Annotated in this window: 18 protein-coding genes; 7 read left to right on the top strand and 11 right to left on the bottom strand. The window is 67.4% G+C overall.

What is annotated here, in order from left to right; all coding sequences use genetic code 11:
* Positions 1–86: 86 nt before the first annotated feature.
* Together NAM01S_RS18275 and NAM01S_RS18280 are read left to right on the top strand one after the other, a co-directional pair.
* Entirely contained in the window at positions 87–644 is a 558-nt protein-coding gene (locus NAM01S_RS18275) for a PadR family transcriptional regulator (protein WP_067786837.1), read from the top strand.
* On the top strand, positions 637–1,737 hold the full coding sequence (locus tag NAM01S_RS18280) for an inositol-3-phosphate synthase (RefSeq protein ID WP_067786839.1): 1,101 nt from the start codon (positions 637–639) through the stop codon (positions 1,735–1,737). The genes NAM01S_RS18275 and NAM01S_RS18280 overlap by 8 nt, the downstream gene beginning before the upstream one ends.
* A gap of 69 nt (positions 1,738–1,806) precedes the next feature.
* Here the strand turns inward: NAM01S_RS18280 and NAM01S_RS18285 are convergent, their stop codons facing one another.
* The 6 genes from NAM01S_RS18285 to NAM01S_RS18310 all read right to left on the bottom strand — a co-directional run bounded on the left by NAM01S_RS18285 (position 1,807) and on the right by NAM01S_RS18310 (position 8,977).
* Positions 1,807–2,232 carry a GyrI-like domain-containing protein gene (locus NAM01S_RS18285; protein ID WP_067786841.1) on the bottom strand — a complete coding sequence of 142 codons (426 nt, stop codon included), beginning with the start codon at positions 2,230–2,232 and terminating at the stop codon, positions 1,807–1,809.
* 10 nt (positions 2,233–2,242) lie between these two features.
* Positions 2,243–2,701 (bottom strand): GyrI-like domain-containing protein, encoded by a 459-nt coding sequence (locus NAM01S_RS18290; RefSeq protein ID WP_067786843.1) that lies wholly within the window; start codon positions 2,699–2,701, stop codon positions 2,243–2,245.
* Positions 2,702–3,000: 299 nt separating this feature from the next.
* Positions 3,001–5,280 carry a transglycosylase domain-containing protein gene (locus NAM01S_RS18295; RefSeq protein ID WP_084483045.1) on the bottom strand — a complete coding sequence of 760 codons (2,280 nt, stop codon included), beginning with the start codon at positions 5,278–5,280 and terminating at the stop codon, positions 3,001–3,003.
* Between the two features lie 401 nt (positions 5,281–5,681).
* Positions 5,682–6,551: a carbohydrate ABC transporter permease gene (locus NAM01S_RS18300; protein ID WP_067786983.1), complete on the bottom strand. Its 870-nt coding sequence runs from the start codon at positions 6,549–6,551 to the stop codon at positions 5,682–5,684.
* Between the two features lie 44 nt (positions 6,552–6,595).
* The gene (locus NAM01S_RS18305; RefSeq protein WP_084483046.1) at positions 6,596–7,630 is read right to left on the bottom strand and encodes a carbohydrate ABC transporter permease; all 1,035 of its coding nucleotides are present in this window, start codon (positions 7,628–7,630) and stop codon (positions 6,596–6,598) included.
* A gap of 45 nt (positions 7,631–7,675) precedes the next feature.
* The gene (locus NAM01S_RS18310) at positions 7,676–8,977 is read right to left on the bottom strand and encodes an ABC transporter substrate-binding protein (RefSeq protein WP_067786986.1); all 1,302 of its coding nucleotides are present in this window, start codon (positions 8,975–8,977) and stop codon (positions 7,676–7,678) included.
* A 315-nt stretch (positions 8,978–9,292) separates the two neighbouring features.
* Here NAM01S_RS18310 and NAM01S_RS18315 point away from each other — a divergent pair, with 315 nt between their 5' ends.
* Both NAM01S_RS18315 and NAM01S_RS18320 read left to right on the top strand, forming a co-directional pair.
* On the top strand, positions 9,293–10,135 hold the full coding sequence (locus tag NAM01S_RS18315) for a DUF2786 domain-containing protein (RefSeq protein WP_067786987.1): 843 nt from the start codon (positions 9,293–9,295) through the stop codon (positions 10,133–10,135).
* 293 nt (positions 10,136–10,428) lie between these two features.
* Positions 10,429–10,941 carry a TIGR04338 family metallohydrolase gene (locus NAM01S_RS18320; RefSeq protein WP_067786988.1) on the top strand — a complete coding sequence of 171 codons (513 nt, stop codon included), beginning with the start codon at positions 10,429–10,431 and terminating at the stop codon, positions 10,939–10,941.
* A 581-nt stretch (positions 10,942–11,522) separates the two neighbouring features.
* Here the strand turns inward: NAM01S_RS18320 and NAM01S_RS18325 are convergent.
* Entirely contained in the window at positions 11,523–12,494 is a 972-nt protein-coding gene (locus tag NAM01S_RS18325) for an o-succinylbenzoate synthase (protein ID WP_067786847.1), read from the bottom strand.
* A gap of 591 nt (positions 12,495–13,085) precedes the next feature.
* Here NAM01S_RS18325 and NAM01S_RS18330 point away from each other — a divergent pair.
* On the top strand, positions 13,086–13,403 hold the full coding sequence (locus NAM01S_RS18330) for a hypothetical protein (RefSeq protein ID WP_067786849.1): 318 nt from the start codon (positions 13,086–13,088) through the stop codon (positions 13,401–13,403).
* A gap of 65 nt (positions 13,404–13,468) precedes the next feature.
* Here the strand turns inward: NAM01S_RS18330 and NAM01S_RS18335 are convergent, their stop codons facing one another.
* Positions 13,469–14,638: a thiolase family protein gene (locus NAM01S_RS18335; RefSeq protein WP_067786850.1), complete on the bottom strand. Its 1,170-nt coding sequence runs from the start codon at positions 14,636–14,638 to the stop codon at positions 13,469–13,471.
* A 98-nt stretch (positions 14,639–14,736) separates the two neighbouring features.
* Here NAM01S_RS18335 and NAM01S_RS18340 point away from each other — a divergent pair, with 98 nt between their 5' ends.
* Positions 14,737–15,255: a winged helix-turn-helix transcriptional regulator gene (locus NAM01S_RS18340; RefSeq protein WP_174554825.1), complete on the top strand. Its 519-nt coding sequence runs from the start codon at positions 14,737–14,739 to the stop codon at positions 15,253–15,255.
* Positions 15,256–15,453: 198 nt separating this feature from the next.
* Here the strand turns inward: NAM01S_RS18340 and NAM01S_RS18345 are convergent, their stop codons facing one another.
* The 3 genes from NAM01S_RS18345 to NAM01S_RS35085 form a co-directional block, all read right to left on the bottom strand.
* Positions 15,454–16,548: an ABC transporter ATP-binding protein gene (locus NAM01S_RS18345; RefSeq protein ID WP_067786852.1), complete on the bottom strand. Its 1,095-nt coding sequence runs from the start codon at positions 16,546–16,548 to the stop codon at positions 15,454–15,456.
* Between the two features lie 130 nt (positions 16,549–16,678).
* Entirely contained in the window at positions 16,679–16,843 is a 165-nt protein-coding gene (locus tag NAM01S_RS35080) for a hypothetical protein (protein WP_157107784.1), read from the bottom strand.
* 240 nt (positions 16,844–17,083) lie between these two features.
* Positions 17,084–17,221 carry a hypothetical protein gene (locus NAM01S_RS35085; protein ID WP_157107785.1) on the bottom strand — a complete coding sequence of 46 codons (138 nt, stop codon included), beginning with the start codon at positions 17,219–17,221 and terminating at the stop codon, positions 17,084–17,086.
* Positions 17,222–17,679: 458 nt separating this feature from the next.
* Here NAM01S_RS35085 and NAM01S_RS35090 point away from each other — a divergent pair, with 458 nt between their 5' ends.
* A complete protein-coding gene (locus tag NAM01S_RS35090) occupies positions 17,680–18,324 on the top strand; it encodes a hypothetical protein (protein ID WP_157107786.1) in 645 nt (214 codons plus the stop codon).
* The last annotated feature ends 23 nt before the right edge of the window (positions 18,325–18,347 follow it).

The following is an 18,347-nucleotide window of genomic DNA, read 5'->3' on the forward strand; positions in this document are numbered from 1 at the left end:
TCGCTGTGCCCGGTTATATCGGCGCGATATACTCGGAAGTCGCATCCATCGGTTAGGTCTGCACAACAGTCAGGGGGTGACGCCCGATGCTCGAGCTGGCAATTCTCGGGCTGCTCCTCGAAGCGCCCATGCACGGTTACGAGCTGCGCAAGCGGCTGACGGGTCTGCTCGGGCCGTTTCGCGCCTTCTCCTACGGGTCGCTCTATCCGACGCTGCGGCGCATGCAGGCGGACGGGCTGATCGCGGAGGAGAACGTCGCAGGCGTCACCATGCGCCGGGCGCGGCGGGTCTATCAGCTGACGCCGGCGGGGCGGGAGCGCTTCACCGAGCTCCTCGCCGACACCGGACCGCAGAACTACACCGACGACGGCTTCGGCGTCCACCTGGCGTTCTTCAGCCGCACCCCCGCGGAAGCGCGGATGCGGATCCTGGAGGGCAGGCGCCGGCAGGTCGAGGAGCGCCGAGAGGGATTGCGGGAGGCGATCAAACGGGCCAGCGGGTCGCTGGATCGCTACACCCGCCAGCTCCACCAACTCGGTCTGGAATCAAGCGAGCGCGAAGTGCGCTGGCTCAACGAGTTGATTGCGGCGGAGCAATCAACGAAGGCGGCACCACAGAAAGAGGGAACCATCGGCCATGAGTGACATCAAGACGGCTGAGAACGCCACCGAAGTTCGCGTGGCCATCGTGGGCGTGGGCAACTGCGCTTCCTCCTTGGTCCAGGGCGTGCAGTACTACAAGGACGCGGACGAGACCTCGACCGTGCCCGGTCTGATGCACGTCAAGTTCGGCCCGTACCACGTCCGCGACGTCAAGTTCGTCGCCGCGTTCGACGTGGACGCCAAGAAGGTCGGTTTCGACCTCGCCGAGGCGATCTTCGCCAGCGAGAACAACACCATCAAGATCTCCGACGTACCCCCGTCCGACGTTGTCGTGCAGCGCGGGCCGACGCTCGACGGCATCGGCAAGTACTACGCGCAGACCATCGAGCTCTCCGAGGCCGAGCCGGTCGACGTGGTGCAGGCCCTGAAGGACGCGAAGGTCGACGTCCTGGTGTCCTACCTGCCGGTGGGCTCGGAAGAGGCGGACAAGTTCTACGCTCAGTGCGCCCTCGACGCGGGCGTCGCCTTCGTCAACGCGCTTCCGGTGTTCATCGCCTCCGACCCGGTGTGGGCGCAGAAGTTCGTGGACGCGGGCGTCCCGATCGTCGGTGACGACATCAAGAGCCAGGTCGGCGCGACCATCACCCACCGCGTGATGGCCAAGCTGTTCGAGGATCGCGGCGTGCAGCTCGACCGCACCATGCAGCTCAACGTCGGCGGCAACATGGACTTCAAGAACATGCTCGAGCGCGAGCGCCTGGAGTCGAAGAAGATCTCCAAGACCCAGGCCGTCACCAGCAACCTGAAGAAGGAGCTCGGCGCCAACGACGTGCACATCGGCCCGTCCGACCACGTCGGCTGGCTCGACGACCGCAAGTGGGCCTACGTGCGCCTCGAGGGTCGCGCCTTCGGCGACGTGCCGCTGAACCTGGAGTACAAGCTCGAGGTGTGGGACTCGCCCAACTCCGCGGGCATCATCATCGACGCGGTGCGCGCGGCCAAGATCGCCAAGGACCGCGGCATCGGCGGCCCCGTCATCCCGGCCTCGGCCTACCTGATGAAGTCCCCGCCGCAGCAGCTCGCGGACGACGTCGCCCGCGCCCAGCTCGAAGCGTTCATCATCGGCGCGGAGTAGTTCTTCCGCTCATCGATGAGGGAAGCCGGTCGGAGAATCGCTCTCCGACCGGCTTTTCGCGTTTCGTTCTCAGTCCAGGGAGACGTAGACCTCGACGGAGGTCGGGCCGGTGTAGCGCTCGATCTCGGCGGTGTGGGAGCGGGTGATGATGCCGGCGCTCTCGGCCTTGGCGACCTGCGCCCACGCGGTGCGCAGCAGGTCGTAGGGCTTGTCGGAGACGACGAACTTCGCGTAGCGGCCGTGCGGGATGCGGGTCACGACGTCGCCCTGATCCAGGTCGTCCAGCGAAGCGACCTCGTAGCCGAGGACGGCGACGGCGTGGTCGTTCTGGCCGATGTAGGCCGCGACGCGCGGCACGTTCTTCTCCCTGGCGAGGTAGCGGTCCCAGGTGAAATTCACCAGGTCCAGGTCGCGGGCGGCCACCTCACGGCCTGCCAGCGGGATGGTCAGTCCGGCGACCAGACCTTCGTCCAGGGTGACGATCTCGAAATCCACTGCTCTGTCCCTACCCGTCGCTCGGTTCGTCGGCCAGCGCCACGAAGACCTCGGCGGTGCGGTCGTCGGGATAGTGCTCCCAATCGCCGGAATAGGAACGCACCAGACGGCCCGCCGCCTCGGCATCCCACACCGCCCGCCAAATGCTGACGATCGTATCGCCGAGATCGTCGCCGCTGGCGATGAAACGGGCGAAGCGACCGGCGGGCACCCTGGCCAGCACATCGCCGGGCAGCAGGTCGTCGAGGCTGCGGCAGCGGTAGCCGACGATGTGGGTCAGATACGAGTTGATCTCCGGCGCGTGGTCGACATAGGCGGTGGTCGGGGGTCCCGGTAGGCGGCGCGAGAGGATGCGTTTCCACGCTTCCTCCACCTTCGCGCGGCGTGGCCCCTCGACCGCGAGCGCCGGGCTGCGAAGTACTGTGCCCGCCACCAGCGTCTCGGGACGGTCAACGACATTGAAATCCACCGGCGTAGCCCCTATGTCTAGTCTGTTTTCAATTGGCGGCGCTTCCGGGCCCCTGTAGTTGGTCCGCAGGCTACCGCCTTTCGGCCGGTCGCTCGCGCCGCTGCCGTCGTTGCTCGAGCGCCTATCCTTCCGCATCGTCGCCGTGGGACGGGCGTCGCCCCATGCTCACCTCGGCGCCGCTCGGTCGCGCTCTCACTCTGGCAAAACGATGCTGCCATGTCATGCGTTCCCCGGAGGCACGGTAGGTCACAAGATCGACTCGAGATGGGTTCGGTCACAGTTACCTCGCCGGAGGCAGGTCAGCCGGGCACCGGAACGCTCAGTCCGGGGAAGATCTCGACCTGCCGCGGTTCCGGTGGCGCGGGCGGAACGACGATCGACGGCTCCTGCGGTTGTTGTTGCGGCTGAGGAGGATTCGGGTTCAGGATGTCGTAGGGATTGCCCGAGCGCTGCTGCTGATTCCCGCCCGACGGTCCGCCCGCCGGTGCGGTCGGGAACTGCTCGATCGGGGTGCCCGCGAGCGCCTCGTCCATCATCTGCTTCCAGATGTCGGCGGGCAGGCCCGAACCGTAGATGTCCGCGCCGCGCGCGGTGTGAATCGGCTGCGACTGCTCACTGCCGATCCAGACCGCGGTGGACAGCGAGGGCGTGAATCCGATCATCCAGGCGTCCTTGTTCTGATCGGACTGGCCCAACTGGGTCGTGCCGGTCTTCGCGGCCGACGGCCTGTTGCCCGCCAGCGCGTGCCCGTTCGAATAGGCGGCGATCGGCATCATCGCGGCGATGGTGTTCTCCGCGATGGTCGGCTTGATTCGCTGCTCCCCGGGCGGCAGCTGCTCGCCGACCTGCTGCTCTGGCGCGCCGCGATCGAGCAGCACCCGCCCGTCGCCGGTCTCCACGCGCTGCACAAAGTAGGGCTGGTGGTACATGCCCGAGGCAGCGATGGTCGCGTAGGCAGAGGCCATGTCGATCGGGCGAACCAGATATTGCCCGAGGACGATGCCGTTGAGCGGAGGGCCGCCGTCCTCGGTGAGCGTCTTGCCCGCCACGCCGGGGATCTCCTCCGGGATGCCCGCCTGGTGTGCCGCGTCGGCGATCGCCTGCGGCCCGCCCATCATCGACATGGTCAGCCGGTAGAAGCTGGTGTTCAGCGAGCGCTTCAACGATTCGGCCATGCTGCACTTGCCGCAGGATTCGCCGTCCACGTTGGTGATCCTGGTGCCGCGGTCGGTCACCGGTGAGCTGTCCAGCACGCGGGTCAGCGGGATGCTCTGCTGCTGCGCGGCGATGACGGCGAACACCTTGAACGCCGAGCCCGTCTGCAGCGGCGCCTGCGCGAAGTCGTAGCCGATGCCGTCCTCGCCGCCGTAGTAGGCGCGCACCGCGCCGGACCGCGGATCGATCGAGACCACCGCGGCGCGCAGGTGCGGCGGCTGCGGGCCGAGCCGGTCGTGCACGGCGGTGAGCGCGGCCTGCTGGGCCTTGGCGTCGATGGTGGTGGTGATCCGCAGCGCGCCGGTCTTCAGCTCGCGCTCGCTGATGCCGGACGCGCGCAGTTCGCGAAGCACCTGGGTACGGATCAGGCCCTCCGGACCGCGGGCGGCGTTGGCGTCGGGGATGTCGGTGATCGGCAGGATCGTCGGGAAGACGGTGGCGTCTCGGTGGCCCGGCGCGAGCACACCCATCTCGACCATGCCGTCGAGCACGTACTGCCAACGCGCCTTCAGTTCCGGCAGATGCGTCTCCGGATCGAGGATCGACGGCGTCCGGATGACGGCGGCCAGCACCGCGCCCTCGGCGAGCGTCAACTGAGCGGGCTGCTTGCCGAAGTACGCCCTGGACGCCGCGGCGATGCCGTAGGAACCGCGCCCGTAGTAGATGGTGTTGAGGTAGGCGGCGAGGATGTCGTCCTTGCTCCACTGCCGCGCCATCTTGGCCGCGATGATCAGCTCGCGCATCTTGCGGGTCAGGGTGCGTTCCGAGCCGAGGAAGGCGTTCTTCACGTACTGCTGGGTGATGGTCGAGCCGCCGCCCGCGTCCTCCTTGCCCAGCAGGTTGTCCCGGACCGCGCGCAGGAAGCCGGACGTCGAATAGCCGGGATTGGTGTAGAAATCGCGATCCTCCGCGGCGAGCACCGCGTCGCGTACCGGTTCGGGTACTTCGGAGAGCGGCACCGGACTCCGATTACCGTCCGGCGGAACAACTTTGGCGATCACCGTGCTGCCGTCCGCAGCCAGGATGGTGGCGATCTGATTGGTCTGTACCGCGGCCGGATCGGGAATCTCGGCGCTCCAGTACACAAGCACGAACAGCAGCGAAGGCACCGCGACGAACAGGATGAACAGGGCGAGCGCGAGCCGACGGAGACGTTCGGCGCGGCTGCGCGGCGGCCGTTCGGGATTCGTGGGCGGAGTTTCGGCGGTCGGCCGGGATCGTTTGGGCGCCAGCGCTTTCCGCTCGCGTGGCTGCGGTGGTCTACGCCGCTCCCGGAAACCCGCGATGGAGGCGTGTGCCGCCCGCGATGGTTTGCCCCCGGCACCGCGCTTGCCGCGTCGCTTGCCGAACGAGCTCACGATCATCTCCTCCCGGAGCGTCGGTCGAACCCACCTGCCCTGACAACGATCGCCGAACGAACTATGACCGGACTTTACCCCGCGGAGATCGGTTGATGCCCGGGACTATCCACAGCAGTCCGCTTCTTAGACAAAGTAACCCGAATTCCACAGGCCAACCGCCGGGCCGCGAACCCCCGGCGCCGAAGACTCAGCTCTTGACGCCGCCCGCAACAAGTGGCTAAACCTGCCACCTCGACGAAACATCCAGCACTACCAGCCCCGTCGGGAGCGAGCCCGACGAGCGACCCGTTCGCGGCCGTCTCGCTTCCCAGCGCTCGAAGCGCATGCGACGAAGTCGCGAGTCTCGAGCGCTGGGAAGCGAGACATAAAGGCCGCGAACACGCGCGCGCCAGCGCGCCAATATCTCAGCTCTTGACGCCGCCCGCGGTCAGGCCGGAGATGATGCGGCGCTGGAACAGCAGCACCATGATCACCAGCGGAATCGTGACGATCGTGCCCGCCGCCATGATCGCGGCGTAGGGCTGCACGAGCGGGTTGTTGCCGGAGAAGCGGGCGATCGCGACGGTCACCGGCTCGGTCTGGTCGCTGGAGAGCAGCCTGGCGAGCAGGTACTCGTTCACCGCGGCGATGAAAGCCAGGATGGCGGTGGTGAACACGGCGGGCGCGGCCAGCGGCAGCATGACGAGGCGGAACGCCTGCATCTTGCTCGCGCCGTCGATGCGGGCCGCCTCCTCCAACTCCCACGGCAGTTCGGTGAAGAACGAGGCGAGGATGTAGACGGTCATCGGCAGCACGAACGAGATGTTCGGGATGATCATCGCCTGGTATTCGCCGATCCAGCCCAGGTTGGTGAACAGCTGGAACAGCGGCGTCACCAGCACGACCACCGGGAACATCGAGGCGCTCAGGATCAGTCCGGCCACCACGTACTTGCCGCGGAAGGTCAGCCTGGCCAGCGCGTACGCGGCGAAGATGCCGATCACCAGCGCGATCGCCGTTGTGCACGCGCCGATGATCACGCTGTTGATCAGCGCCTTGCCGAAGTCGTTGCCGCGGCTGGTGTCGAACGCGTTGCGGAAGTTCTCCAGCGTGACGTGCGTCGGCCACGGCGTGTTGTCGAACTGGTAGACCGGATCGCGGAACGCGGTGACGGCCATCCAGTAGAACGGGCCGAGCCCCCACACCAGCACGACGAGCACGCCGAGGTAGATGCGCGCGGACCCGAGCCGCTTGGTCCACGGCGCGCGCTGAACGGTGGTCGGTTCGGTCGCCATCGGCGCGCCTCCTGTCTCGCGGGTGCGCACCTGGTCACTCGTCGTCATGCGCGCACCTTCCCCTCGCGCTGGGCCTCCTGGGTGCGGACGGCGTTGGCGCCGAGGATCTTCACCAGCACGAAGGCCACCGCGAAGATCAGCAGGAAGGTGATGGTGGACAGGGCGGCCGCGCTGTTCGGTCCCTGCCGCACCTGGTCGACGACCAGGATCGAGACCGTGCGGGTCGACGGGTTGCCCAGCGTCATGATGGCGGGCAGGTCGAACATGCGCAGCGCGTCCATGGTGCGGAACAGAATCGCAACCAGCAGTGCGGGTTTCAGCAGCGGCAGGGTGATCTGGGTGAACCGCTGCCAGGCCGAGGCGCCGTCGACCTTGGCCGCCTCGTACACGTCGTTCGGGATCACCTGCAGACCGGCGAGCAGCAGCAGCGCCATGAACGGCGTCGTCTTCCACACGTCTGCGGCGATCACCGCGAACCGCGCGGCCCACGGGTCCGATGTCCACAGGATGTGCGTGCCGAGTACCCGGTTCACCACGCCGTCGTACTGGAACATGAACTCCCACAACCGCGCCGTGACCGCGGTCGGGATGGCCCACGGGATCAGCACCGCCGCGCGCAACAGCGCCCTGCCCTTGAAGCTCTTGCCCATGACGATCGCCATGGCGAGGCCGATGGCGGCCTCCAGCGCCACCGTGATCACGGTGAAGAACAGCGTGACGCCAATGGCCATCCAGAACTGCGAACCCAGATTGCCGGTGGGGCAGGCAATGGTCTCGCCGGTCGGCAGGCTGCACTGCTGGAGCAGCCAGTGCGTGTAGTTCGAGAATCCGGCGTTGCCGCCTTCCACGAACATGCCCGTGCTCGGGTCGAGCCCGGAGTCCTTCTGGAAGGACATGTACAGCGCTCGGAACACCGGATACCCGATGACCACGGCCAGCGCGATCAGCACCGGTGCGACGAACACCCAGGCTTTGCCGGAACGGCGCAGCTCCCAGGCCAGGCTCGCGCCGAAACCGCGTTTGCGCGGAAGGAATTCGTCGCTCGGCACGCGTGTGGCCGCTCCCGAAGGATCCGACACCGTTATCTCTCTCCTACGGGTTGGTCGGGTCCGCTGCGCAATCTATTACGATCCCGCGGTCTCGATGCCCTTCTGCATCCCCACGATCGCGTCGTCGACGGACTTGTTTCCGGTCAGGGCAGCATAGGCGTTGTCCTGGATCGCCTTGGACACCGCCGGGTAGAACGGGGTTACCGGACGCGGCACCGCGCTGGCGATCGATTCCTTGAGCGCGGGCAGGTACGGCATCTTGGCGATCAGCGCCGGGTCGTCGTACATCGAGGCGCGCACCGAGGGCAGGGCGCCCGAGGCGATGATGTGCTGGGCGTCCTCGCTGATCAGGAAGCGCAGGAAGTCGAGCGCGGTGGCCTTGTTCTTGGAGAACGCGCTGATGGCCGCGTTGTAGCCGCCGAGCGTGGAGGCGCCGACACCGTTCTCGCCGGGCAGCGGCGCGACCGCGAACTTGTCCTTCACCAGCGAGGATTCGGCGCCCGCGTCACCGAAGGTGGACGGCCACGCGCGCAGGAACATCAGCTTGCCCTGGGTGAAGGCGTTGGCCGACTCCGGCTCCTTGAAGGTGATGGCCTCTTTCGGGATGTCTCCGTTGTTGTAGGCGGTGACCAGGGTGTTCAGACCGGCGCGGGCCTGCGGGCTGTCCACCGTCGGCGTCTTGCCGTCGGCGCCGACGAAGGTGCCGCCGAAACCGTTGATCACCTCGGAGGTGTTCACCGTCAGGCCCTCGTAGGGCGCGAACTGGCCCGCGTAGCAGCCGATGTTGTTGTCGCGCGCGATCTGGCACTGGCCGAGCATCTCGCCCCACGTCTTCGGCGGGTTCGGGACCAAGTCCTTGCGGTAGAACAGCAGCCCGCCGTTGGTGTTGCGCGGCGCGGCGTAGAGCGTGTTGTTGTAGGTGGCGCTGGCGACCGGCGGGGAAAGCAGCGTCGAGGTGTCGATGGCGAAGGAATCCTTCAGGGGCTGGATCCAGCCCTTGGCGGCGAACTCGGCGGTCCACGGCACGTCGAGGGCGACCACGTCGTAGTTGGACTGCTTGGAGCGCATGTGCTCGACCAGGTCGTCGTACTGCTGCGAGGCGTCGTTCGACTGCTCCTTGAACGTCACCTGCTCGTCGGGGTGCGAGGCGTTCCAGCGCTCGATGAGCTGCTTGACCACACCGGTCTCGGTGGTGTCCTTGCCCTCGACATAGGTGATCGGGCCGCGCCCGGTCAGGTTCTGGCTGGTCGGGCTGCCGCCGTTGTCGCTGGTGCAGGCGCTGGTGAAGGTAGCCGTCAGCAGCGCGGCCGAGGCGACCGCCAGCGCGGCCCGTGGCACGAGCGACGAACGTAGGGACGACACCTTCTTCAAAGCCATCGCGAACACTCCATGGGTACGACGTGAGCAGCAGCACACCCTGCCGGTTGCACAACGGAAGATACATGGTGTTCACCCGCCACGCCCGAAGAGCGGTCCAGAAGGCCAGGTCGCGGAGGATGTCGGGGCAGCGCTGCGAGGCGGTGCGTGGCCGTCGTGTTCGGTTGCGCGGTTCGGACAAGCTGGCCGGCCCGCGCTCGCGGTGCGGAGACGGCCCCGCGGCTCGAGCGCGGCCGCGTCCGCTCGGTGGCCGACCCGCACGACGGATGGACGGCCAGCGGACGGTGTCGGGACCCGCGGCTACTCTGGCTGCCGATGACTTCGCCGAACGCGGTTCCCGATCGGATGCTCACACGCATCGGCGGTCTGCTGCGCAAGGCCGAGGCCACCGACAACGAGCACGAGGCCGAGGCGTTCCTCGCCGCGGCGCAGCGGCTGGCCACCCGCTCCTCGATCGATCTCGCGGTGGCGCGGGCGCACATCGCCGGGCGCGAGCGCAGGCCGACGCCGGTGCAGCGGGTGATCCCGATCGGCGAGCCGGGTAAGAAAGGGCTGCGCACCTACGTGCAGCTGTTCGTCGCGATCGCGCACGCCAACGACGTGCGCTGCGATGTTGCCCGCACCTCGACCCAGGTCTACGCCTACGGCTTCGACACCGATATCGACACCTGCGAGGCGCTCTACGCCAGCCTGCTCGTCCAAATGGTGCGCGCTTCCGACCACTACATAAAGACGGGGCAGTACCGTTCGGCGACCGTCGAGAAGATCGTCAGCGAAAAGCGCTGGGGGCGCACGGTACAGCGTCGCGTGCAAGCCCCCGCGGCGCCGGTGACAGCCCGGCTGAACTTCCAGATGGCCTTTGCCGCGCGCATCGGCCGCCGCCTGGCCGAAGTGAAGTCGGAAGTGGAAGCCGAAGCGGTGGCGCCCGAGACGGCCGCCGTCGGAACCGCGCTCGCACTGCGCAACAAGGAACTGGAACTGACCGACTTCTACAGCCGTACCTCGGAAGCTCGCGGAACTTGGCGCGGCCCGCAAGCCTCGGCCGGACATTCGGCGGCCGCCCGGCGCGCGGGTGATCGGGCTGGGCAAGCGGCGCGGTTGGGTACTTCGCCCGAATTGGGCGGTGCGCGTGGGCAGTTGACCTCCGGTGCCGGGTGAGCTGTGGGCGGTCGGGTCGATCGGCGCGGCTGGGCACGTCATCCAATTGGGTAGATCCTCGACCTCCGACGCGGGTGGGGAAGCCGTGGGCCTGGCGAGTGGCAGATCTGGGCACTTTCGCCCATTTGGGCGGCGCGCGTGGGCAGTCGACTTCGAGTGCGCTGGGTGATTCGTCGGATGGCGGTGGGCGAGCACTGGAATGCCGATGGCGGCAATGATTTCGGTCCCGCGCGGGATGCATGGTGCGGGTGGAGAGGTTGTCAGACGACTGGGAGTCGAAGGATGTTGCGGCGGTGAGTGTGCGAGATGCGCAGCGCGCCAAGGTGTACGACGCCGAGCAGTTGGTGCGCGGGATGTTCGATCGGGCCGACGAGCACGGCAACCGCACCGTCGAACTCTACGGCTCGCAGATCACGTTGCCCATCGAACGCCGTTTCGCTTCGGTCGAGTCGGTCCAGACCTATGCTGAGAAGGTGCTCGCCCTCAATTGGGTTCGGGCCCAATGGGATCGAGCCGAGGTGCCGGTTCGGGTGCGGTCGCGTGCCGGAGCGACCGCCGCTCACTACGAAGCGGCCGACGCGGTCCTCGCGGTGCCGCTGCACACCGGCGGCACCGCGTGGGCTCTGCGCGAACTGGTCGTACTGCACGAACTGGCCCACCATCTGGAACCCGCTGCCGAGAAGGTCGCACCCCACGGCCCCGAGTTCTGCACTCGCTACCTCGAATTGGTGGATGGCATCATCGGCCCGGAAGCGGCTCTCGTGCTGCGCGGCGCGTTGCTCGGCTGCGGGGTCCGCCTCGGCTGAACGGGCGGTCCCGCAATCGACGGGAGAGAAATGGTTGCTTTCGGTGGCGGCGGAACCACCCTTTGACTACCGCCAGATCCATTTGACTACGGTCGATAGAGAAATGGCTGTTCAACGGAAGTGCAGCGTGATGTGCGTGCAAGGGCTCGGACGAGACTTCGCCCGGCAGCGCACTGTGGGCGTACCTCCGACGGCCATGCGCAGGCTTCGAGCAGGCCGCAGTGCGGGCTTCGGGAAGTGCGCCGGCAGGGGAGCAGTTCGAGCGGGGCGCGGTGGGGCTTCCAGCAAGGTGCGGACCGCGCGTCGAGCACGATGCGGTGCGGGCTCGGGCAGGCCCGGTGCTGGCAGAGAGGTCGGTTTCGACTAGGGAGCAAAGCGCGGACGCGCTCGTAGCGGGGTGCCACGAGGCGGGCGAGGTAGAGCACGCGGTTGCGGGGATGCGCTCTGCGCGCGCTCCGGAACGTCCGGTAGCGCCGGTTCCCCTTCAGGCGAGCAGGGCGCGAACACGTTCGCGGCGGCCGCGGCGATGTGGGCGGGGTGACGGTGCGGATACTTTGCTGTGTAAGGCCGGTAGCCGACCTCTAGGCGAGCAAGGCGCAGACGCGCTCGTAGCGGGCGTGCCACCAGGCGACGCGGTCGGGGTCGGGGTGGCGGTAGCGGTCGAGGAGGTCGGGGTCCGGCGACAGTGGCGCGCGGGGGACCGGGAGGAAACCGTCCACCGGACGCAAGGATTCGGTGACCACATCGCCCTCGAAGAGGGAAATCGTGCCGAGTCCGCAGGCGAAGTCGAGTTCGGGGAGCGCACCGGCCAGCGCCAGCTGTGCGCCAAGGCCGACGCTGGTCTCCAGCGCGGAGGAGACCACGCAGGGCAGCCCGGCCGCCGCCGCAACCTCGAGTGCGCGCCGAACGCCGCCCAGCGGTGTGCATTTCAGCACCGCGACGTCGGCCGCGCCCGCCACGGCGACGCGCAGCGGATCCTCTGCGCGCCGGATGGATTCGTCGGCGGCGATGCGCACGTCGACCTTCCTGCGCACCGCGGCGAGTTCCTCGATCGTGCGGCACGGTTGCTCGACGTATTCCAAACCGCCTGCGGCGCGGTCGATTTGCGTGATGTGTGCGATCGCGGTGTCCACATCCCACACCGCGTTGGCGTCCACCCGAATTCCGCCGTCCGGACCGAGCGCGTCGCGGACCGCCTCGACCCGCGCCAGGTCCTCGGCGAGCGAATCCGGATGGTCGGCGACCTTCACCTTGGCAGTGCGGCACCCCGACGTGCTGACGATCCGATGCGCCCGCTCCGGATCGACCGCGGGCACCGTGCAATTGATCGGAATCCGCTCCCGCACCGGTCCCGGCCATCCGGTCGTCACCTGCTCCAATGCCGTGGCCAGCCAGCCCGCCGCCTCCCGATCGTCGTACTCGGGAAACGGGCAGAACTCACCCCAGCCCAGCGGCCCGGGAATCAACATCCCCTCCCGCACGGTGATCCCGCGAAACCGTGTGCGCAGCGGAATCGCGTAGACGACGGGCTCGGGAGAGATGTCGGCAGTCATCGCTCGTCAGCCTACGGGCGTCGGCGTCGCGGGCATCGACCGGCAATCGGATCGGCGCGGCAGGGTTATGCGGCTTACGGGCTGGCGCGGCGCACCCATCGGTACGGCGGGCGGGTCGGTACGGCAGGGGGCTGGTGCGCCACACCCATCGGTACGGCGGGTGGGTTGGTACGGCAGGGGCTGGTGCGGCGAGCGGGGCATGGCAGGCACATCGGTGCCAACAGCCCCGTCCACAAAGGTTGGACAAGCAACGCCGACTAAAAAGGTCACCCTCAGTCGGCCATCGCACCGAAGGTCGCCCCTGGTCGGCCATCGCACCGAAGGTCGCCCTCGGTCGGCCCACCGCACCAAAGGTCGCCCTCAGTCGGCCCACCAGGACACACAGGTCGGGTGAATGAAGGTGACGTCCAGTCGGTCTGGCGGGATGGAGGTGACCTTGGTCGGGTACCGCGCCGACCATTCTGGACGCGGCACCAGTGCGGCCAGTGAATCGGCGTGATAAGCGGATCGGCGTGGTAGGCCGATCGGCATGGCAATCAATGGCCCTCGGTCGCGCGGTTGTTCGGGCACCTAGGCGGGCACCCTGGACCTATGAGCGCGGTGGTGGTTCGGCAACTGGGAGACTTGGTGCGCGCCACGGTCGCAACCTTGATCGCCCTCGGAGTCGGCTGGACAGCAGCACTTCTCGTCCCGCTGTACGACTTCCTCGTAGACGATGAACAGCGGTATCTACCGATCCCCTATGCGATCGCCTGGGTAGGCATCGCCGCGGCGGGTGTGGCGGCCGCGGTGATGTCCTTCTCGAAGTTGCGCAGGCGCAGGCCAATTGGCTGGACGCCACTGGTGGCCGTCCCGTTGGTAATCGAGTCTTGGCTACTCGGGTGCCTCGTCGCACTCGTGCTCGGCTAGGTCGTTACCCAGGCCGACCGGAAGGTGTCGCCGCGGGCGCCCGGCGGAACCGGGCGCCCACTCGCTCACAACCGCTCGAGAATGGTGGCGTTCGCGAGCCCACCCGCCTCACACATCGTCTGCAACCCGTACCGCGCCCCGCGGTCCTGCATGGCGTGCACCAGGGTCGTCATCAGCCGGGCACCGGAGGCCCCCAACGGATGACCGATCGCGATCGCCCCACCGTTGACGTTCACCTTCGACATATCCGCCCCGGTGTCCTGCGCCCACGCGAGCACCACCGGAGAGAACGCCTCGTTGATCTCGACCAGATCGATATCGGAGAGCTGAAGGCCAGCTCGCTGCAACACCTTTCGGGTCGCCGGGATGACCGCGGTGAGCATCATGAGCGGGTCGTCGCCCGCGACGGCGAAGCTGTGCAGGCGGGCCAGCGGGCGCAGCCCGAGCTGCTCGGCGCGTTCGCTGGTCATGATCAGCACCGCGGCGCTGCCGTCGCTGACCTGGCTAGCGCTCGCGGCGGTGATCTGCCAGCCGATCTGCGGGAAGCGCTCGGCCATGGCGGGGTCGTAGTAGGCGGGTCGCAGCCCGGCGAGGGTGTCGAGGGTGCTGCCGACGCGGATGCCCTCGTCGGATTCCAGTCCGTTGATCGGCGCGAGCTCGGCGGCGAACAGGCCGTTCTTCGTTGCGCGCGCGGCCTTTTCGTGGCTGGTCAGCGCGACCTCGTCGAGCTGTGTGCGGGTGAGTCCCCACTTCGCGGCGATGAGTTCCGCGCTGATGCCTTGCGGTACAAGGCCTTCCGGATAGCGTTCGGCGAACGCGACACCCGAGACGTCCTCGGAGCCGACGAGGTTGGCGCCCATCGGTATTCGGCCCATCGATTCGACGCCCGCGGCGACCGCGATGTCGTACGCGCCCGCGATGACGCCTTGCGCTGCGAAGTGGATGGCCTGCTGGCTGCTGCCGCACTGCCGGTCCACCGTTGTCGCGGGCACCGATTCGGGGTAGCCCGCGGCCAGCGCCGCCCGTCGCGTCACATTCGCGCCCTGCTCGCCGACCTGCGTGACCACACCGCCGATCACGTCATCGATCAGCGCGGGATCGATGCCGCTGCGTTCGACCACCGCGCGCAGGCTGTGCGCGAGCAGGTCCACCGCGTGCACGTCGTGCAGCGCTCCGTTCGGTTTCCCCTTGCCGATCGGCGTGCGCACCGCTTCGACGATCACCGCGTCTCTCATGGTGAATCCTTCCTGTGACCGGGGCGGCTCAGCCCTGGCTCCATCGTCTTATAGTCAGGCTAGCGCCTGGATATACTCGACTCAAGCCAGTAGTCGCTATGATGTGCGTCATGGCAGCCGTGATGGAAGGACCCTTGGCCGATCTCAGCTCGTGGCGGGCCGACGACTGCTCGATCGCGAAGGCGATGGACCTCATCGGCACGCGCTCGGCCGTGCTCATCCTGCGCGAGGCCTACTACGGCACCCGCCGCTTCGACGGTTTCGCCGCCCGGGTCGGCATCACCGATGCGGCCGCCGCCGCCCAGCTGCGCAAACTCACCGCGGCGGGCGTGCTCGCGAAGCAGCCGTACCAGGAAGAAGGCAAACGCACCCGCCACGAATACGTGCTCACACCCATGGGCCGCGACCTGCTGCCCGCCATCTTGGCGCTGATGCAATGGGGTGACGCCCACTTACAACCGGGTCCGGCCCCATTGCTGCTGGTGGAGGTGGCGACGGGCGCGCCGGTCCGCGTCGAGGTGCGCAGCGCGACAGGCAAGGAAGTCGAACTGGAGGAACTCGGAATCCGAGTAAACGAGGACTACCTCCGCGAACGGCGGGAGCGCGCCGCGGAGTGAGATGTTCCGCCGAGGTCGCGGCGACGCCGACTGAGCCGCACGAAGTCGAGGACTCGACTGCGTGCGGTCAGGATGCCAAGGCCCGGGAACAGTCGAAAGGCGTCGAATAGCGGCTGTTGGAGCCACCGTTCGACGCCCTCGACCGGCGCAACCGTCAATTCCCCACCGAGGGAAGAGAACCGGCGGTTGCTCCGACACTCAGTTCAGACGACGCCCGTCCGCTGCGGAGAAGAAGTACGTGTGCTCCGACGACGTCGACAGCTTCAGGCGGGTGCCCTTCGCGGGCGGGTTGCGCCAATCCGCCCGCGCCACAATGGTTTCCCCCGCACCGTTGATCTGACCCTCGGAGATGGTGCGGCCGTAGATGTAGGCGTCGGAGCCGAGCTCTTCCACCACGTCCACTTCCATCTCGATGCCTTCTTTGCCGAGTCCGTTGCCGAGCTCGAAGTGTTCGGGACGGATGCCGACCACGACCTTGCCCTCGGCGGCGTCGGACACCGAACGCGGCACCGGCAGCGCGTGCCCGCCAAGCGCCACCGCGCCGTCGGACACCGGCAGCGTGAACATGTTCATGGCGGGCGAGCCCATGAAACCGGCGACGAACGCGTTGGCCGGATCGCGGTACAGGTCGCGCGGGGTCGCGCACTGCTGGAGCAGGCCGTCCTTGAGCACCGCGACGCGATCACCCATGGTCATCGCCTCGACTTGGTCGTGGGTGACGTACACCGTCGTGGTGCCGAGCCGCCGCTGCAACTGCGCGATCTGGGTGCGGGTCTGCACGCGCAGCTTGGCGTCCAGGTTCGACAGCGGCTCGTCCATCAGGAACACCTGTGGCTGGCGCACGATCGCCCGGCCCATCGCCACGCGCTGCCGCTGACCACCGGACAGCGCCTTCGGCTTGCGATCCAGGTACGGCTCGAGGTCGAGCAGCTTGGCCGCCTCCAGCACGCGCTGGTCCTTCTCCGCCTTGGCGACCTTCGCGAGCTTGAGCGCGAAGCCCATGTTCTCGGCGACGGTCATGTGCGGGTAGAGCGCGTAGTTCTGGAACACCATCGCGATGTCCCGCTCCTTCGGCTCCGCGTGGGTGACGTCGTTCGCGCCGATCAGAATGCGCCCGCCGTTCACCTCCTCGAGCCCGGCGAGCATCCGCAGCGAGGTCGACTTCCCGCAGCCGGACGGACCGACCAGCACAAGGAACTCGCCATCGGCGATCTCCAGATTCAGCTCGTCGACGGCGGGTTTGGTCGCGCCGGGGTAGAGGCGGGTAGCCCGCTCGAAGGTCACCGTAGCCACGGGAGATCACATCCCTTCACCGGCAGGAACGTGCCGGACGATCCGAGTAGAGGGGTCACCGTCGCACGCGGCGCGCGGACGGTCCGGACGATGGTATCGGGGGACGCCCGGCGCGGGCGAGTCTGTCTGTTCAGTCGGAATCGCGCGCCGGTTTCAGTGCGAGTCCGAGCATCCGGCCCGGTGCGTCGAGACCCGGGCCGAGTTCGATGGATGCGTCTAGCCGGTGCATCACGTTGTTGCCGATGGCGCTGTCGAACAGAATGTTCGCCAGAAGTCGCCGCGTCCGCATGTTCATCGCGACGCGGGTCAGGACGTGACCCAGGGCCCGCGCACCATTCGCGGGCAGGTGGCGCTGCGGGAGACCGCATGGCGGGCGTTTCCATTGTCAACGTCGAAAATGCCTGTGCGAGTGGGTCGACCGAACTACCGCGATTCCATCAAGGGTTGCGGTACGGCTGACACCTACGGCATCTTTATGGGCGGTGCGCCGGGAAGTCTGGTCGGCAGCACAGTCCGAGCCTCGGGCTGTGCTCGATCATCGATGGGTGGGGATCATGGCGCTGGTGTTGACCTTCGGTGTAACTCTGCCGGTCAGCGTGTCGCTCTCGGGGTGTCGATGCGGAGTCCGTCCCGCGATGACGGCCTCGCGCCGCACGCGGAGAACATCACGCATTCGGTCAGTGAACCCAACCGCCCCAAGCTGAGTCGGATGACTGAGTCGCACCTCCCATCTCACCGCGCGGGCGACGATCACGGACGGAAGTAGAACATGACCGATTTCAAGGTGAACCCAGACGATATCCGAAGGACCCGAGGCGCCGATCACCAGCGACCAGCCCCGCGAACCAGAGAGACGAGAGTCCCCGACCGCTGCTTCTTCGGATCCCATTCCAGAGCAGTCGTCCCACACCTCCAGCCAGTCGGCACAGCATGTAGTCCCAGGAACCCGCAAGCCCAATCGCGATCGAATCGTCACACCCGAGGACCCGGATGACGACGACCTCTACTACCAGGACAGACGCCAACGGGGATGGCTGGAGTGACCGGGACACCGCAGATCGACAAGGATCGGTACGACAGACCGCATGGCCGCGTGTGTCGCATCTCCGTCGCAGCGTTCAGCAGGCTCGAGTGAGCGACCCCCGACCACGGACCGACGGCGGAAACGCGGTCGTGCGTTTACGCCGATGCAGCGAATCCCTGCCGTTGACCCAGATGCTTTACCAGAACACCGTGCCGCGGACCGTGGCGCCGCTCGAATTGGAGATCGCTCAGAGTCTTCCGGATCTCTGTAGCCGGCATGGGCGCCCAGCCGTGTCACGCCAATCGATCAGAGTCTGCTTCTACGACACACGCTTGCACCCCCGTTCTCCTCGCGCGGGGATCGCGAATCCGGCGACAAAACAGCTGGCGCCGGTCTCGACGATCGTTGTCGGACGTTGGCCGGTCTGTGAAAGGTGCGAGCGCTCCACACATCGGTACCGCCGTATCGCCGCGGTGCTCATGTCGCTGATGGCCGTGAATCTGGCCGCGCTGCTGATCGTGGTGACCGCGGGCTGGGTCGGGTTCGACGTCGATGCGTTGATCCCGCCGCTCGTATGGGCGTTCTTTCCCGGCTCGGTACCGCTCGGGCTTGCGGCGGCGGTGTGGCTTGTCAACAAAGGCATCGAGCCCGTGACGTTTCGTCCAATCGACGACGAACGGTTCGCTTCTGTGCAAGCCCACCCGAACTTTCGAGCAGCGATTCAAGCGGCAGCGGGAGGAGTGGGCGGATGAAACAAGCAGTAGCCGGAGGCTTG

The sequence above is a fragment of the Nocardia amikacinitolerans NBRC 108937 genome (assembly GCF_001612615.1).
Lineage (GTDB): Bacteria > Actinomycetota > Actinomycetes > Mycobacteriales > Mycobacteriaceae > Nocardia > Nocardia amikacinitolerans.